15 protein-coding genes and 2 pseudogenes are annotated in these 15,259 nt (G+C 52.5%); 7 read left to right on the top strand and 10 right to left on the bottom strand.

Annotated features, from left to right (window positions below):
* Positions 1-786: 786 nt before the first annotated feature.
* Positions 787-1,179 (bottom strand): NUDIX domain-containing protein, encoded by a 393-nt coding sequence (locus tag ABOC32_RS16905; protein WP_426808050.1) that lies wholly within the window; start codon positions 1,177-1,179, stop codon positions 787-789.
* 41 nt (positions 1,180-1,220) lie between these two features.
* Between ABOC32_RS16905 and ABOC32_RS16900 the strand changes: the two genes are divergently transcribed.
* Together ABOC32_RS16900 and ABOC32_RS16895 are read left to right on the top strand one after the other, a co-directional pair.
* Entirely contained in the window at positions 1,221-1,529 is a 309-nt protein-coding gene (locus ABOC32_RS16900; protein ID WP_426808049.1) for a hypothetical protein, read from the top strand.
* A gap of 178 nt (positions 1,530-1,707) precedes the next feature.
* The gene (locus ABOC32_RS16895) at positions 1,708-2,463 is read left to right on the top strand and encodes a hypothetical protein (protein ID WP_426808048.1); all 756 of its coding nucleotides are present in this window, start codon (positions 1,708-1,710) and stop codon (positions 2,461-2,463) included.
* Between the two features lie 389 nt (positions 2,464-2,852).
* Here the strand turns inward: ABOC32_RS16895 and ABOC32_RS16890 are convergent, their stop codons facing one another.
* Together ABOC32_RS16890 and ABOC32_RS16885 are read right to left on the bottom strand one after the other, a co-directional pair.
* Positions 2,853-3,908, bottom strand: coding sequence for an acyltransferase family protein (locus tag ABOC32_RS16890; RefSeq protein ID WP_426808047.1), 1,056 nt, complete (start codon positions 3,906-3,908; stop codon positions 2,853-2,855).
* Between the two features lie 93 nt (positions 3,909-4,001).
* A pseudogene (locus ABOC32_RS16885) lies at positions 4,002-4,223 on the bottom strand (DUF2514 family protein); the annotation flags it as partial.
* A gap of 218 nt (positions 4,224-4,441) precedes the next feature.
* Here ABOC32_RS16885 and ABOC32_RS16880 point away from each other — a divergent pair.
* From ABOC32_RS16880 to ABOC32_RS16870, 3 genes and pseudogenes are all read left to right on the top strand, one after another.
* Positions 4,442-4,906: a YceK/YidQ family lipoprotein gene (locus ABOC32_RS16880; protein ID WP_426808046.1), complete on the top strand. Its 465-nt coding sequence runs from the start codon at positions 4,442-4,444 to the stop codon at positions 4,904-4,906.
* Between the two features lie 54 nt (positions 4,907-4,960).
* Positions 4,961-5,188, top strand: a complete 228-nt coding sequence (locus ABOC32_RS16875) for a hypothetical protein (RefSeq protein ID WP_426808045.1) — start codon at positions 4,961-4,963, stop codon at positions 5,186-5,188.
* Positions 5,189-5,491: 303 nt separating this feature from the next.
* Positions 5,492-5,956 (top strand): annotated as a pseudogene (locus ABOC32_RS16870) (tyrosine-type recombinase/integrase); the annotation flags it as partial.
* Positions 5,957-6,415: 459 nt separating this feature from the next.
* Here the strand turns inward: ABOC32_RS16870 and ABOC32_RS16865 are convergent.
* Complete coding sequence (locus ABOC32_RS16865) at positions 6,416-6,922, bottom strand: hypothetical protein (RefSeq protein WP_426808044.1); 507 nt, start codon at positions 6,920-6,922, stop codon at positions 6,416-6,418.
* Positions 6,923-7,776: 854 nt separating this feature from the next.
* On the opposite strand from ABOC32_RS16865, the gene ABOC32_RS16860 reads away from it, so the two are divergent.
* Complete coding sequence (locus tag ABOC32_RS16860; RefSeq protein WP_426808043.1) at positions 7,777-9,150, top strand: PIN domain-containing protein; 1,374 nt, start codon at positions 7,777-7,779, stop codon at positions 9,148-9,150.
* Positions 9,151-9,361: 211 nt separating this feature from the next.
* Here ABOC32_RS16860 and ABOC32_RS16855 read toward each other — a convergent pair whose 3' ends face one another.
* From ABOC32_RS16855 to ABOC32_RS16845, 3 genes are all read right to left on the bottom strand, one after another.
* The gene (locus tag ABOC32_RS16855) at positions 9,362-9,667 is read right to left on the bottom strand and encodes a hypothetical protein (protein WP_426808042.1); all 306 of its coding nucleotides are present in this window, start codon (positions 9,665-9,667) and stop codon (positions 9,362-9,364) included.
* Entirely contained in the window at positions 9,664-9,957 is a 294-nt protein-coding gene (locus ABOC32_RS16850; protein ID WP_038409014.1) for a hypothetical protein, read from the bottom strand. The genes ABOC32_RS16855 and ABOC32_RS16850 overlap by 4 nt, the downstream gene beginning before the upstream one ends.
* Before the next feature lie 73 nt (positions 9,958-10,030).
* On the bottom strand, positions 10,031-10,255 hold the full coding sequence (locus tag ABOC32_RS16845) for a hypothetical protein (protein WP_426808041.1): 225 nt from the start codon (positions 10,253-10,255) through the stop codon (positions 10,031-10,033).
* A gap of 344 nt (positions 10,256-10,599) precedes the next feature.
* Here ABOC32_RS16845 and ABOC32_RS16840 point away from each other — a divergent pair, with 344 nt between their 5' ends.
* Positions 10,600-11,772 (top strand): hypothetical protein, encoded by a 1,173-nt coding sequence (locus tag ABOC32_RS16840; protein ID WP_426808040.1) that lies wholly within the window; start codon positions 10,600-10,602, stop codon positions 11,770-11,772.
* 47 nt (positions 11,773-11,819) lie between these two features.
* Here ABOC32_RS16840 and ABOC32_RS16835 read toward each other — a convergent pair whose 3' ends face one another.
* From ABOC32_RS16835 to ABOC32_RS16825, 3 genes are read right to left on the bottom strand one after another with little or no spacing between them, the layout of a single operon-like run.
* Positions 11,820-12,335 carry a DUF2514 domain-containing protein gene (locus tag ABOC32_RS16835; protein WP_426808039.1) on the bottom strand — a complete coding sequence of 172 codons (516 nt, stop codon included), beginning with the start codon at positions 12,333-12,335 and terminating at the stop codon, positions 11,820-11,822.
* A complete protein-coding gene (locus tag ABOC32_RS16830) occupies positions 12,332-12,763 on the bottom strand; it encodes a lysozyme (protein ID WP_426808038.1) in 432 nt (143 codons plus the stop codon). Before ABOC32_RS16830 ends, ABOC32_RS16835 begins: the two co-directional genes overlap by 4 nt.
* Positions 12,764-12,813: 50 nt before the next feature.
* Complete coding sequence (locus ABOC32_RS16825) at positions 12,814-15,258, bottom strand: hypothetical protein (protein WP_426808037.1); 2,445 nt, start codon at positions 15,256-15,258, stop codon at positions 12,814-12,816.
* Position 15,259: the final 1 nt, after the last annotated feature.

Raw genomic sequence — 15,259 nt, 5'->3', positions numbered from 1 at the left:
TCCAGAAGCGCTTACGTGGCGTGAACCACGCTCGAAACTTTTCCAATCTTTTCCCCATGATCACTTATCGCCCCGAACCATAATAGAAACCCTCTGCAGTAAGCGCTACAGGTGCCTGGTAGATCACCTCTTTGCTTTTTCTCGTTGCATAGAGATTGCACAGAAGCCGCCCGGGGCCTTCAGGAGGAATGGCGGAGATGGAATTTTTGTTGCCATGATCCAAATTCAAGGGGGCGCGACTAACGGCTGCAATGGGTAGAAAGCTGCCATTCGCGACCGACCGCTATCGTCCCATGGCGGCCATTACGAAAATGCTGCTATTGCTCATTTTCCGAGGCCGGCGTGATCCCTTTGGAAGCAACTGTCCTGTTCAAACTCTGAAAGTTTGCGCGATCACTGTGGGAGCGGGCTTGCCCGCGAACACGGGCGAAGCCCGTGCCATCCACCGCGTCGCCTGCTTCGCGGGCAAGCCCGCTCCCACAAAGATCACCTGTGCAGCCGCTGGCCAGCAGCATCGGCACCAGTAGCGCCTAGCAGTGATGAGCCCCAGAAAAAGCATATGTTTCATTGTGGCCTTTGCCCCTTGGGAATTTGCGGGGCGTAATGTAGCAATATGCCATTATCCAGGGAAGCCTAGCGCGATGAGTATGAACATCAGGCGATTGGGTTATCGGGTTCCTGCGCTGGGCGCTGGCGTCAGCCTCCTCCTGGGTGGCGTAGCGGATACGAAAGCCAGCGAGAAATTCGCCTACTTGATCTGCAGGGATGGTCGGAGCCGACGAATATCTAAGCCGATAGCGCCGGAAGCTCTTTCGACAGCAATGCAACGGCGGCAGCATTGAGCAATGCGCGGCTTAGGTCGCAACGTGATACCCATTTGCAGGCGGCAATTTCATTGCGCGGGGAAGCCCGATCAAAATCACCTATACATGCCGTGAAGACATGATGGAGCGTGTTGCCGGCTTCCAGGCTGCAGAGTTCAAGCAAATTGCTGGAACGCAATCCTGTCTCCTCCGCAAGTTCCCGAGCAGCGGCTTGTTGCGGGGTTTCACCTGACTCGATTACGCCGCCTGGAAAGTTCCACTTGCCGCCCTTCCTGCGCACCAGCAATACCTTGCCACTGCGTGAGCAGATGATTGTGGCCCTTACCTTGGTTGCCTTGCGTTGTCTTCGGGGCATCTATGGGTTCGTCACGGTTTGTAAGCGTTGAGAAAAGGCCAATGCATTTCAAATGCTGGCTCACCTTTTCGATGACAAGCAAATGCGACACCAAGTTCAGCTGCGCAGACCCAATCCCTACAATCCGACCTAACCCCTCCTCGGAGGGCGCCGCGATCGAGCGTAAGCACCACAAGGACATTGCCGAACTGGTAGCCGTGGTGAAGCGCCGCCTGGTGATCGGCGGACACGATGTGCCGGCAGCCAGCCTGCCCTACACGCTCACGATCGATGCAGGTCATCTCATGGCACAAGGAACCCGCCCCCGCAATTCAGTCGGCCGGCAAACGCTCGCAGGCATGGACAGCTGACGGGCTGCCCGGCGACATCCAGAAAAGACATGGCTACCACCGACAGGGCCTGCATCTGGGCATTTTTCGAAAGCGCTTTCGGGCTGCGGCTGGCAGATTTTTAGTTTTCTGCTAGATATTTTCATTCTTGATTTTTTCAAGAGCTCTCCCTAGGGATAACGTAAGCAAGGAGCTAACAATGGGAATTGTTCAAAACGCTATTCGGGCTTTAGAGAATCACGCTGACGAAAAAGCTAAAGAAGTGAAAGCTTCTTTGCAGATGTTAGATGTACTCGCTCAAACAAAACTTTCAGAAATAAAACGACTCGTTGAAGACGACATTGCCAAATCCAAGTCTGACGCTAAGTCTGGATCGCCCACCCAGATCCCTCCAGGCCTCTACATGATGCAGGACGAGGGGACTCATGTAATGTCATCTTCTGGACCGTCGGCAGGCATCAAGAATGCTGTCGACAGTCTATTACATAGCCCGGAAGCTAAATGGCGCGATGCCTTAACCGGCTTGATAGGTACTGCGCTAGACACATTAATTGGTAACTCATCCGGCGCATCAAGCAACAAAAAGCTTTATTTAATCGCACTCGATGGACATGCAGCAGATCGAGATAAAGGCATCGAAGAAACATACGTTCCCGTACGCATTGATTATTGCCTGTGGACCTACAATTTCGAAAGCTCAGGCATCTCAGACGTAGCAACACATGCTATTGCTTATTACGCACAGACCTCCCTGCTTGACTACAGCAACATCCCAAGCAACCTTCAAATCGATCAATCTCTTAAGTTGATCGGAATTCCACAAGAATATCGCAACGCCATTATTGAACAGGTTGAGAAGGAACGCGGAGCAAAACGACCTCTGAATTTGGAGAAATATCTTAAATCCGCCTCACCAGAACTGCGCGCCTCAGCTGAAAAGCTTTATTTATCGTAAAGGTATAGCCCCACCCCTCCGTAGGGTGGGGTCTTTACAGCCATGATCTCCAACAGCATGGTCGACATCGGCTCGTACTTTTCCCCGATCTTGCTCGAGCGTGGCTAACCTGACTACATCGAAAACACCTGCCGAACGAATAACTCTGAACTTTGGACGAGGGGCTATCCGATGTGTTCGAGTGGTATCGGTTGGGCTCAGTCGTGAGGCATGTACGCAAACAGGGTACTGAGTTGATAAAGCCAGCTCAGTGGAGCGGCGGCAGAACCTTGCCCTGGGCCTTGGCCACGACACCAATGCTGAAGCCCCCATTCAAGCGTAAACCTACAGAGATAGGGTTAGGCTGCTTCCAAGAAAAAACCAACAAGCAGCCCAATGACGTCATCACTCTAGCGCTGCACCTCAATAGCTGGGCCGGCGTTGAGGGAAGAGCGCGAGATCATTTTAGCCAGCTTCAGCAGATATTTCTCTACAAGAAGGTAGCATACAATTCCGCCCAGCAGCCCCGCAGTTACGGCGCCTGCCGCGTACCAGGCTGCCATCGCAAGGCTGGTTATCTGCCCAAAGGTCGTTACGGATAGTACATACCAGATTCGTTGAGAAATTGGATGCGACAAATACAATGAATAAGATGCCTCCCCAAACAACAGTGCGACCCTATTAATATTTGACCGAACGTACTTCTCAATCGAAATAAATCCTGCTACCAAGAAAAATGCTGGGACGCCATATACTAAAGCCCGAGTGAATATAGTGAAATCAGCCAATACCAGCGCCACGCCACTAGCGCCAATCAATAGACTTGCCGGCAACAGCCCGATACCTACCCAGCGCTGCCTGGTAACCCCTAGCAAGACGCCAAGCAGAAATTCAATGATGATCAGGCTTGTATAGGTTTTCCCCAGTGGACCTTCTGGAGCCAGAGCAGACCCAAGGACAGGAAGCGTAACTATAACTGCAGCTATGAATAAAATCCTGTTTCTCAGGTTTTGCAATGCCAAGGAGAGACCGAATATCGCGTAGAAGAACATCTCATAGGTGAGGGTCCATCCAATGGTGTATACAGGCGTGACATCACCAACATCCGGGTTTTGGGCGGGAATGAAAAACAGCGACTTAAGCAGGAATACTGGATCGACGCCGCGCGAGTTGAAAAACAGACTTGGCATTAGTAGCGCAGCGGCGACAAGCACAAAGGTGAACAGCCAGTATAAAGGCGCCACTCTCAATATCCGAGAAACCCAGAACTCTCTTATGCTTTTATTCTGACCCTCTGTGGTTACCCACATTACGAAACCGGATATGACAAAGAATATATCTACTCCAAAATCACCCAGCGGATTATCGAAGTATGGTGCTACAGCAACCATCACCATGGAATGGTAGATGATAACTAGCCCAGCTGCGACGCCTCTCAAATATTGTATTCCGTAAAATTTTTCCACGCTGACAGTCCATTGCAAGCTTCTGAGATCAATGTGCCATTATCGCCAGGTACGTGGGATTTCTCAATATCTTGAGGCTGAAGTCTGAGATGGCTATTTTCGCCCGAGTGCATCATAGAACGCTTCGCACTGATGACCGGTTATTCGTGCCCGGTCATAAACCTGCGCCAACTCTCGATTCGGAGCGACGGACAGGTCGAGCAGGTCGGAGAGCACCATGGCGGCGCGGGTGACGATGATGCCGGCCACGGCTTCGCGCAGCACCCGCAGCTTGGAGATGTCGATGGAGTCGCGGACGCCCATGCCGAGGCGCTTGTAATAGGTTTTCCCCAAGTGAAAAAAGCCCGCGCGAGGCGGGCGCGATGTGTCTTTTATGGTGCTCAGTCGTCCAATTTGCACGGACAACTGCACGAGACTGGATATGAGAAATGGATTTTTGGCTGTTGGGATAGCGGCCTGGTTACTTACCGGATGCTCCCATTTCTCCAATAGCACTTATGAGAGCCCTACTAGCCCGCACAAAATAGCGTGCGATGACACACCGCCGAATCAACCTGGCTGTTACAACAGGCAGCACCAAGAAGGCCTTATCAACAAGCTGGTTGATTCCATTCGTGAAAGGAATTAATGGCTGCTGTAGCCAGCGCAATGGTGACTTTCAAGGCCAGGAGGGTGATATGAGGTTATGGACGGGATGTGTGCTCGCGTTAGCGCTGAGCGGCTGCGGGACAATAGCGACGGTATCCGACGAGTCGAAAGCGGTTGATAACCTCGCCCGCTGGGGGTCGGAATGCCAATCGATTCCCCGCGCATACAGCGGCTTCTCCTATCAGTTTTGCAATCTAAACGGGCCTGCTCGATCGGGTAACCACTGGTCTGCAGATACGATTTTCGTAGACATGGGGCTCTCGGCCATTGCCGATACGCTCCTCCTTCCGTACACCGGCTACCTACAGCTCCGATGGGGAAGTGTTCCAATTCGAAGACTGGAATATTGAAAAGCCGATCAGTCGAAGAAGCCTGACAACGGTTGCGCTCGGGCACGTGCTTCGGTGAGTCTGGCCATCGCTCTGCAGGCGAAAAAAGCCCGCGCTCGGCGGGCAACCGAGTTCACCGGCGGCTACCCACGCTGCCGCGACAGTGCGAGATTCACCTTCCCCGGCGCCCAGTACGGCGGCTCAGTCAGCGAGGGGGAGGATGGGCAGGGCCTGAAGTGGTACGTGGCCCAGGGCGATAAAGCTGCCTGGGACTACTTCATCGCCGAAAAGCCTGCCGCCTGACCCTCCCGCGCTGCCCGCCAGTGCCTTAACACTTTCCGCCGAGGACGGGTGGCAAGGCTGTGAAGAACCAGTAGATCCCAGTTCCTAACACCAAGGTCCACCGGCTTTCAGGGTTCAGAAACATCCCGACCACGCCAAGCGCGATCATCGCAACGCCAGCCCACCGTCTGCGCTTCGGGTTAAACCACAGCTGGAACGCTCGAAGCCTTTCGCGCAACCTCATTACCACTCTCCTTGGCTGGTAAGCGGCGAAGCATATCACTCGGCGCTGCCCGCCAGCGCCCTCCCCTATTCAACGATAAAAAGAAGACCGTCGCCCTGGGCGAGGTTGAGGAAAGGATAAAAACCGGCCGGGACCTTTTCGTTCTGCTGAACGATCGGGCCTTGCGGGCGATCCAGTTCGCCAGGCAGTACGCGGATCGTCGTAGGGATGGCAAGAGAGCAGTGACCGAAACGCCGTTCCTGTTCCCGCCGTCGAAGAACGCCGAGTACGTGAAACAGACCTCCGATCTGCACAAACAGCGGGTGCTGGTGCTGAATGATTTGGGGATCAGGCGTCGCCCCCCATACAACTGCCGTCACACCTATGCGACAATGTGCTTAATGTCCGGCCTCAACCCCGCATTTATCGCCCAACAGCTGGGTCACAGCGTGCAGATGCTGCTGTCGACGTATGCCCGTTGGCTTAACTCAAGCTCCGATTGGAGCGAGCTGGAAAAACTCAAGATTGGTATCAAATCGGTATCAGCTGAAAGCCCAGCGTCGTAAGTTACTGATAGGTAAGCCCTTTGATCTCCACCGCTAACATCACCATGCGATTATTTTCGCGGTTTTGAGCGGTGTAGAGTGCAATGTTTTCGGGGGTTTCAGCCTCCCAACAACGCACCAAAACGCATGCATTGGCCCAAGAATTGGCCCAAGATTTCAGATGGAAATCCAGGCGTGCACCAGGTGCGGCTCAACGGATTTCAAGACCGTACCATAAACGCCCATTCCATGCGGCATCAAGTGGCAAATCGATTCCAAAACAAAGACGAAACGGCATGGCTACAGGCCGTGCACCGCAAGGCTCGCTGCTTAAGTTTTGGAATCGATTTTCGCCTTAATTGAACCTCATCGCTTAGCCTATCGAATGCCGGCAAGCGGATTTACACTCGACAATTACTTTTGAGGTCCTGCAGTTCTTTCCTCTCTAATGAGTGATCACCAGGCGTAGCAATTTTCTTCTCAAGCAGATACATACTTACAGCAGCATCGATCAACCCATCGACAACAGTAGAGTTTTTGATTAATATTATATTTCTCATCACTCAAATACAGGGCATGATACTTAAACTGATCCCTGATTGTTTCGCACCATCCACGCTCACTCTTAAGCTCATCATTTTCCAAAATCTCCTCCGCCGCAAAGATTAAAAACCCGACATAGTTTTCATATCTTTCAAGATCTTCGCCAGACTTAAACGTTTTATATACAGGCTGCTCAAGCGGATAAGATGCCGCAGAGAGCTTAGGATTAGCGAACGCCATATCCAAATAGCTCTTATACAAACCCTTAACAGAAGAAACCTTTGACTCCTCTAATTGATTATTCGCAACAATTGCCGCACCCACCGCAACAATCATTGTTGCAAAACTAGATACTGCGGATGCTCGTGAATATCGCCCATTACAAAAATTGAACACCGCTAAAGAAGCAAAAGTTACAGCAAAAATACAAATTACGACCAACATCCAGTCACCTTCAGCTCCATTAAATCAAAACAAAAAAAACTGGCGCTTCGATTAGCAGCCTTAAAAATCCAGCATGCATCCCCACACCAAATAACAATACCTGATTACACAAGCCACTTGCTAGTAGCTTGACCTCCCAATATTTCCGAAAGCACCATGGGGCGCACGCGGCAGCCTTCTCCCTGGTGACGGTGGCGGATTATGCCGCGCGGAAAATGGCTGAGTTCAGCCATACTCCAGAGATGTTTTTGCGTTTTGAACAGCTTTCGAAAGTGAGGAAAGCCCATGTTTACGGGCCTTCCAGCCTTCCTCGCCACACTGCATCCCTCTCAAAAACACATCTATTGGTACAAAAATTGGTACCAGCCAGCTGTACGCCCATACAGCATTCTTTCGAAGCCCCTCTTGATCCCTTACGCCAACATCACCATGCGGATTTTTAGTGGTGATTGGCGGTGGTGAAGGGTTGATTTTACTGGGCTGAGCCCCCTCCACCCCCCTCAAAACCCCATCGGTGGTATCAGAATTGGTATCGCACGCCGTATCCCACAACACACAGTACGAACCGCTCAGCGCTTCAGTAGACGGATTTGCATTCCGATAAGAGGAATCCCGTCTCAGCTGATTTCTGGCCACCACCTCAGATATCAATGTAGGGCAGGTATCATTTGGTGTGGCAGGGTTAGCGACCATCCCTTAACTAGAGAAGAACAAAGCCAATCCATAGCCCAAGCCTGTTGCACCCGTACCGCAATACGAATAATGTCATTTTAGTGGCGTTATTTTGAGCATTGCGCTACGCTCAGCCTCTTTTAGGCCCAATATAAGATATTCACTAGATTCTAGGAGAGCAAATGAAAGGACTCTTTCCACAGTATGACTACTCAGGCAGTATAGACCATGCCGAAACTTGGAAGACGGCGATGTTCGTCTTTGATACAAATGCATTGCTAAACCTCTACAGGTATCGAGAACGAACTCGTGAGGAATTACTTGAAGCCCTGGAAAAATTGAGCGACCGTATTTGGATACCGCATCACGTCGCGCTGGAGTTTCAACGCAACCGATTGACCGTAATTGCAGCTCAAGGCCGCCGCTTTTCGGAGATACGAAAGGTTATCGACAAAGCAAAATCGGACCTGACCAATAGCATCAACAATCTACAACTAAAAAAAAGACATACTTTAATCGACCCAGAACCTTTGATTATTGGATTCGAGACTCTCACAGCGGACTTTCTACAGGAGCTTGACACATTACAGCAAAACCAACAAACCCTAAATACTCCCGACCCAATCAAAAACAGAGTCGAAGAAATATTTGATGGCAGAGTTGGGCCAGCCTTCTCCTCTCAAGATGAGTTAGAGAGGCACAACAAAGCGGCAGACTTAAGATACAAATCCAAGATTCCGCCTGGCTACATGGACAAGGAAAAGGATAGAAATGAACCAGACGACTTCTTCCACAACGGCCTGATCTACAAGAAAAAATATGGCGACTACATTCTTTGGAGTCAAATACTAGCCTATTCAGCAGAGAGGAAGCCGCAGAAGCTAATATTCATCACTGATGATGCTAAAGAAGACTGGTGGAATCTGGTGGAACTCGACGGCCCAAAAACCATAGGCCCACGCGCAGAGCTTATTGAAGAGGCTTTGAGAGTAGGAAATCTTGATACTTTCCTCATGTATAGGCCGGAAGGATTTCTTAAGTTCGCAAAAGAATTTCTCGCTGCGGAAGTTTCAGATGACACGCTGCGCGAAGTTCGAGATGTCTCCTTGGAAAACAAAAAAAACAAAAGCATTATGTATGATTCCAGCGATCCAAAATCCTCTATTTACCTAGCCGTAGCCAGCTGGATTCTAGACACATATAACATGCTCGAAGATCGCTCTGGAGAATGCCCAGACTTTATCGCCAACGACGGCGACAAGAATCACGGATTCATTGTGCAGATAATTCGCAGGACATCAAGCAATGAAATTACGCGAGCGATTGAAAAAGCCATACATGCAAGCAGTATAAGCACCCTTGACACCATTACAGTTGTTTTTATTGTAGAAACTGCGATGGAAGCCCAACAGATTCAAGAATTTATAGTAAGTAAAAAAATTATAACCTCACAAAATAACTTACTCATAAACATCAGCCAGGTCACAAGCAAGCGAGGCTCCCCATTCTTAGCACCCTACCTATATTGCAATTACAACGACATACCTCTGTTTTAAGGCCTCACCGTGCGCTTAATGCCTCCATTATTATAAATTGCTACGAGCCACTGTTCGCCCACCCCATCCAATACTGCAGCAGTAGCGTTAGAGTCGAACACAGGCCGCGCCACAAGCGGCCTGTGCTTCGGACCTGTCTAATATGGTTCGGCCAGTTTGAGCGATTTTTGCCCAGTAAAGCCGAGAAGCATTCGAGCAGTTTTAGACAGCCTCAACACCCCCACCCAGGCGCTCTGCCCACGATGATCCGTCCTGGTTCGTCCCCATCCCAGCTATTCGAAATCTCGTAACTGAACAGACCGATGTGGTACGCCTCATCAACCTCTACCAACCCCCACGCCTTGCCAGCCTCAGACAGCTCCAGCATGTCCACCAGGTTCTCGTCGCTGACCTCTCGCCGACGATGGGCGGCATAGGCCATCTCACTGAGCACGGCAGCTCGCCCTTCAGGATCGGTGACCAAGGCGAATCGGTCGTTAAGTTCATCTATCCATGCCTGCGGTATCCCGGCCATCATTCTGCCCTGCACCACCAAGACTGCGCGTACAGCACGCCGTCGACCTCTTCAATTCCGTTGATGTTGATGCCGAGCTGGGCCATGCCGTTGACCTTTGCGTCATGCAGCCGGGGGATGATGTCGGGCCCAGGCGTAGGGTTAAACACCCAGGCCTGAGTCGACACACGCCCCAGAGGCTCGCTGTGGTGATCACCGATGTGGACGTCCGCGCGGAGTGGCTGGACTTTCCGTAGACGGTCGGAGGGTAAGGCCACGCCATGCTCGCGGCGTCGAACGAGGAGGAAATACATGTGGCACCGATACTGTATAAATAGACAGTATCGTATCGCCCTTCAGCAGTACGGGCAATGACCGACCGGCGGCCTAATGCAGCGGTGGCAGCTCCTTGCCTCGGGCCTTGGCCACCACACGCAGCTGGTAGTCGGACACGACCTCGAACAGCGACTCAGCGAGTAAGCGCAACCGCTCGATCTCTTCCGTCGACGCGCCACGATCCTGGGCTTGGTGATACTCGCGCATGGCATCGATAGCCTGCTGAATCAGCGGCTCACCGGCCTCGACCATGCCAATGAAGGTGCGCTTGTCCACTGCCCTACTCCTGCCACTTGATCAAGGTCTTATAGCACGCTTCGCAGGCGAGTCCCGCCGTTCGGAGACGGTAGTAACCGGAAAAGGCGCCCAAGCCCCATAAGATCGGGCCTTGGGCGCCTTTTCCATTGTCGCGTCCGGTGCGATGGGTGTTTATGGTCATCGAATGGCGCATGGCCTGACCCATTTAGCCCAGATGGTAGACATGAGTTAGCTTCTGCATCTGAACCAGGCACTCATCAGCGATCCTCTGGAGGTGCTCATGGCATGGATGCTACATTCAAAGCAGATCCAGAAACTACAGATCTACGGACTCCATCCCAGCACTTACGAAGGGAATACGTATGTCGCGCGCAGTCACCACCGATCACATCTTTTTCAACGAGTCTATCGAAGCCTTCCGACCTAACTACATCGTAGAAGAGGCCGAGCTCGCTCACACGTACTCCTACGTCCTCACTCCATTTGAAATAAAGAGAACGTGGGGTTTACCAAACTGCTCAATTGGCCCAACGCAAAAGGTACAGAACGGACTATACGACGCTTACATTAGCCAGATTGATAACCCCGCACACCGCAACACTCATCATGCCCACCTTTTCGGAGTCGCGATCTCCTCGATACTTACCTTTATTGCCGGATGCCCATGCAAATCTACTCGGAACAACCATATAGCCAGAGAGGGAAACCCCACACAACAAGATCTTAAAATTCTTTCAGCCCTTCACCCGATCACGCATTCCGGCCCCGGGAGAAATGCACGTGAATTCTCGGATAAGACTCTTGCAATCTACGAAAGCGAACTACAAGAGCTTATCACGCTATTGCACCATGTATCTTACAAAAACTATATAACTGCCATCCAAGCAATTAGACTGGTTCACTTATCACACATCAACCTTCAAGAAGATTTCGGACTAGCTTACTTGCTAGTAGTCTCAGCAATTGAAGCAATATCTCAAAAGGCCATAGACCGCAAGGCGGTCATCGAAGAAACCGAGCAAGAAAGTATCTGGCGAGAAAAAGCCGGATCAGACCCCGAGTTTGCCGCACTTTTCAAAACCTACAGCAACGGTAGAAAATTTCTCAAACAACGATATGTAAAGTTCATCCTCACCTACGCCCCAGTTAACACCTGGGAGGAAATTGTCCTCAACAAAAACATTGAGCGAGATCATTACTACGCAGACAGAGACGGACCATCCTCACCCTTCACATCCAATTCTCCACACAACTATAAACACCCTAACGAAACATACCCCTCTACCTTAACTGAGGAGGGCGCCATTAAGCTACTTGGCGAATCATACAATCACAGATCTTCATTCGTTCACGAGGGCGAGCAGCCGCCGCACTACGCCCCGGAATCTGGCAACCTATACTTTCAATCAATGGTATTAGAAAAAGGTCAAGACCGCAGACCCACGCAAATACTTCTTCCAAATTATCAACTTTTAGCGAGTATTGCCAAGCACTCAATCCTTAATTGGCTAAGACCACTCGCCAGCGGAAAGTAGAAGTAATCTTTGCCACAAAATCGCGGATTTTCCTGCCCTCCTTGCCCTCAGGCGCGGGGGGCCGCATCCCTGAGTTGGAACGCGTCATATTCACGCTCGCACTGCTGACCGGATATCAGTGCTCGATCATAAGCCTTCGCCAGCTCTCCCGCTCGCTGGTCAGCCCGTGCGAGCAAGTCGGAGAGCACCATGGCGGCGCGGGTGGCTGCCTCGCTTCGGGCGACAGCGGTGGTATCCGAGCCGGGACAACTGACGGCGGCAGCGATCTTGATGGCTTCGCCGCGCAACCGCTGGCCAGCAGCATCGGCGTCAGCAGCACCAGCATCAGCAATCGTTCTTTCTTCATGTCCTTTAACCCTCGCCTCTTCCTGAGCGTCTGCGATCCGGTGCTCATCCTGGCGCGCCGATCTTTCGCCGATCACCTCAGCTAGGCGGTCGCCACTGTCTCTCTGTGCTGATACCTGGCCCGCCTGGGAAAGCTCCACTGACCGCCCATGCTCGTAGGCTGCCCAGTGAGAACCCAGCAACATCGCCAGGACAGCGGCCCACAGCCAGCCGTTCATGCGGACTCCAGAAACAAGGCCCGCTCAGCGGAACGTCGGCTCGTCAGTCCGGCCAGGACTTTCCCGCCTGCCTTGTTCCAGCGCCGGAACTGCTCGGCAGCTGCTGCATGGTTCCCAGCATTGAGCAGTCGGCGAAGCGTCGACGATTCGAGATTAGCCGCACCCAAGTTGTAGGTGAAGCTCATCAGTGCATCCCACTGATTCTGGTTCAGTGGCACTTTGATTAGCCGTTCAACTTCTGGCTCAAAGCGCTGAATGTCGTTCAGAAGCATGCGGTCAGCCTGCTCTTTGCTGACCTTCATGCCGGACTGCACTCCTCGGGTGGCCCCGTAGCCGATGGTCCAGACCCCTACTGAATCTTGATAGGCCTGCAAGCGCAGACCCTCGAAAGACTTGATTAGACTCAGACCGCGTTGCGATGTACGCATTTGGTTTTCTCCACGCACAAAAAAGCCCGCACTTGGCGGACTTAAGATGATCAGAAGTTGTAAGTGATGCTAAAGCGCAGAACGTCCCCTGCCGCCCACACCATAGGGGCGTTGTTCTGTACCGCATTCGGCGAGCCCCCTCCTGGATAGAAAGTAAGCTTGTCAGATCCGGTCACAAGCTCGCACGCCCCAACATACGATCCCACACCGTTATCGAAGATGCGGCAGATGCCCATAGCACGCTCCGCATCTGCAGCACGCTCGGCAATAGGTACGGTGATCTGTATGACGCCGGCCGGAAGAACAGTTGACGATCCAATTGTCAGAACACCAACGACCGTGGCGGATCGGCCAGCGAATGTGATGGCCCCCGTCAAGGTTCCATTGCCTACGCTCGTCGACACTCCTCCGATGTACAGCTCAGGGGTGTAGATATCTTGGTGGCTGACGGTGCACAGGCTAGTGGGAAGGCCTTCACCAAAGTTGCGGAACCCGGTTGATGCTACTTGGCGCGCCGGAGGATCCATCATGCGAATGGTCAAAGTGCTTGGTGAGTCTGACACGATGTATCTGAGGTCGTTGTATTCCTCCCCAGCGTTTAGTGCGATGGTCCCGCCACTAGATGAAAGTGTGCACGATCCAGATTTGTGATGGATGAATCCTTTCTTCCCGGTTGGATTACTAGCGCGAAGGCCTCCCCATGTGTTGGCCCCGGTAAACGATACCCCCACAGAGTTACCGTTGATACAAATCGGGGGGGAAAAGGTCTCCCAGTAACCGTTATGAAAGTTCACGGACATGGTTCGAATTAACTCGATACCGCCACCGCTTCCATAAACCTCGGAATTTAGGAAGTTAATTGCGACTGCGCCAAAACCTGAGCTAGTACCAATTCGACCAACAAATACTCCCGTGCTGTGGAAAGTACAGGTATCGAACATGTCCGCATTGGCAAAATCCGTTCCCTGGATGTCGAGGGCCAGACCGCCATTCGCATAAACATGCACGTTGGTGAATTTGCACCATAGCGGACCAAGAACACCAGCTTGGCCAACCTCAAGACCCTTGGTGCAGTTCACAATCCATACGTTATCCACGCGGCCGTGAACCGCATAGGCGAAGGACATGCCGAGCGCAGCATCTGCAATCTGCAGGTTTTCAATGCTAAAGGTGACGAAATCAAGGCCAGTGAGCGCTTGCCTGATTACCTTATTCGCTCCGCTCCCTTTGAGGATGGTGCCCTTTCGACCCTGGTAGCCGGTGCCCGCACCCTTCAGCTGCAAGCCAGCGGGATCAAGATCGCCAGTGGTGTAATAAGTCTTTGACTCGAACTCGCAGGCGACCCGGTTGTTCCGGCAGAATGCGGCCATAGCTGACAAGGCAGGAAAGTCGTCGGTCACACCGTCACCGACGGCACCAAACCACTCAGCCCTTACCCTGTTTTCGAAAAGCCGGAAGTATCGAACGCCCGCACCGTCCTGAAGCACCATTCCCGGGACTAGATCGGATACCGTGTCCCCGATGCGGCGCTTGAAGATTCCGTACTGCTCATCGTCGGTGATCATCACCAACGCCGACTGGTGAGTGAAGGTGTTCAGGTCGTCATAGTTTGCGAGAGGCTTTACCTGATCGGCTTTGATCTGCTCAGTTTCAACGCGGAGCTCCTCAAAGGCGACCAAGCTGTCATTTAGAGCCCATCCGCCCTGCTTGTAGATGTACTCCGCCTGCTCAACAGTATTGGTGTAGCGATCACCTATTTGCAGGGGTAAGCCGTCGTCGCGCAGGACAGGAGGCTCAGGGGACGGCTGCAGAAAGCTCTGAGTTCGGGCCGCTGCCTCGGAGGCAATATCGACCGCTGAGCTCGCGGCCTCAGCCACCACTTCTACAGTTGCCGATCGAGCGATTTCATCAGGTAGCCAGTCCTGATCAATCTTCCCTCGATAATCGGCGAGCGGAATTTTCCCGGGTTCAGGGTTGACGGTGGCTGTTCCACCGGTAACCACTGCCTGAGCATTCTCCGCGCTGATCCTGGCGCTTTCTGCGCTGACTTGAGCGAGCACTCGCTCGGCCGATGACTGTTCAGCCGCAGTGACTGCGATATCCGCACTCTCCGCCGACACCTGCTCAGATACACCGGCCGCAAGCTGGCTTTGTCCGGCGGCGTGCTCGCTGGCACTTGCCGCCTCTTGGCTCTGCTGAGCAGAAGACGCCGATAGGGCAGCGGCGTCTTTGGAGGCTTCAGCGGCCAGCGTTGCAGCTTCGACCTCAACTCTCGCCTGCTCCACCGCGTCTGCAATCGAGACGACCTGAGCGGCTTTCTCTTCAACGATGGCGGTATTCGCGGCCACCTGCCGGGCATTGAGGCGAACTTCGCCAGCGAGGATCTTCACCTCAGCCAGGTCTTGTTTTGTCGAGTCACGTGCGTGCTGGACCTGACTGAGCATCTCGACAGCAGCGTCGATCTCCGGCCCTGAATGGGCGCTGTTGTAGGCCATG

The organism is Pseudomonas sp. WOUb67 (assembly GCF_050058005.1).
GTDB lineage: Bacteria > Pseudomonadota > Gammaproteobacteria > Pseudomonadales > Pseudomonadaceae > Aquipseudomonas > Aquipseudomonas putida_R.
The sequence above is the reverse complement of the archived record's forward strand: the minus strand, read 5'-3'. Positions and strand labels throughout refer to the sequence as shown.

Coding starts and splice junctions, on each gene's coding strand:
- ABOC32_RS16880 (WP_426808046.1), top strand. CDS start 4,442: ATGACACACCGCCGAATCAACCTGGCTGTTACAACAGGCAGCACCAAG.
- ABOC32_RS16830 (WP_426808038.1), bottom strand. CDS start 12,763: ATGCGTACATCGCAACGCGGTCTGAGTCTAATCAAGTCTTTCGAGGGT.
- ABOC32_RS16855 (WP_426808042.1), bottom strand. CDS start 9,667: ATGATGGCCGGGATACCGCAGGCATGGATAGATGAACTTAACGACCGA.
- ABOC32_RS16860 (WP_426808043.1), top strand. CDS start 7,777: ATGAAAGGACTCTTTCCACAGTATGACTACTCAGGCAGTATAGACCAT.
- ABOC32_RS16850 (WP_038409014.1), bottom strand. CDS start 9,957: ATGTATTTCCTCCTCGTTCGACGCCGCGAGCATGGCGTGGCCTTACCC.
- ABOC32_RS16840 (WP_426808040.1), top strand. CDS start 10,600: ATGTCGCGCGCAGTCACCACCGATCACATCTTTTTCAACGAGTCTATC.
- ABOC32_RS16900 (WP_426808049.1), top strand. CDS start 1,221: ATGCATTTCAAATGCTGGCTCACCTTTTCGATGACAAGCAAATGCGAC.
- ABOC32_RS16865 (WP_426808044.1), bottom strand. CDS start 6,922: ATGTTGGTCGTAATTTGTATTTTTGCTGTAACTTTTGCTTCTTTAGCG.
- ABOC32_RS16835 (WP_426808039.1), bottom strand. CDS start 12,335: ATGAACGGCTGGCTGTGGGCCGCTGTCCTGGCGATGTTGCTGGGTTCT.
- ABOC32_RS16895 (WP_426808048.1), top strand. CDS start 1,708: ATGGGAATTGTTCAAAACGCTATTCGGGCTTTAGAGAATCACGCTGAC.
- ABOC32_RS16905 (WP_426808050.1), bottom strand. CDS start 1,179: ATGCCCCGAAGACAACGCAAGGCAACCAAGGTAAGGGCCACAATCATC.
- ABOC32_RS16825 (WP_426808037.1), bottom strand. CDS start 15,258: ATGGCCTACAACAGCGCCCATTCAGGGCCGGAGATCGACGCTGCTGTC.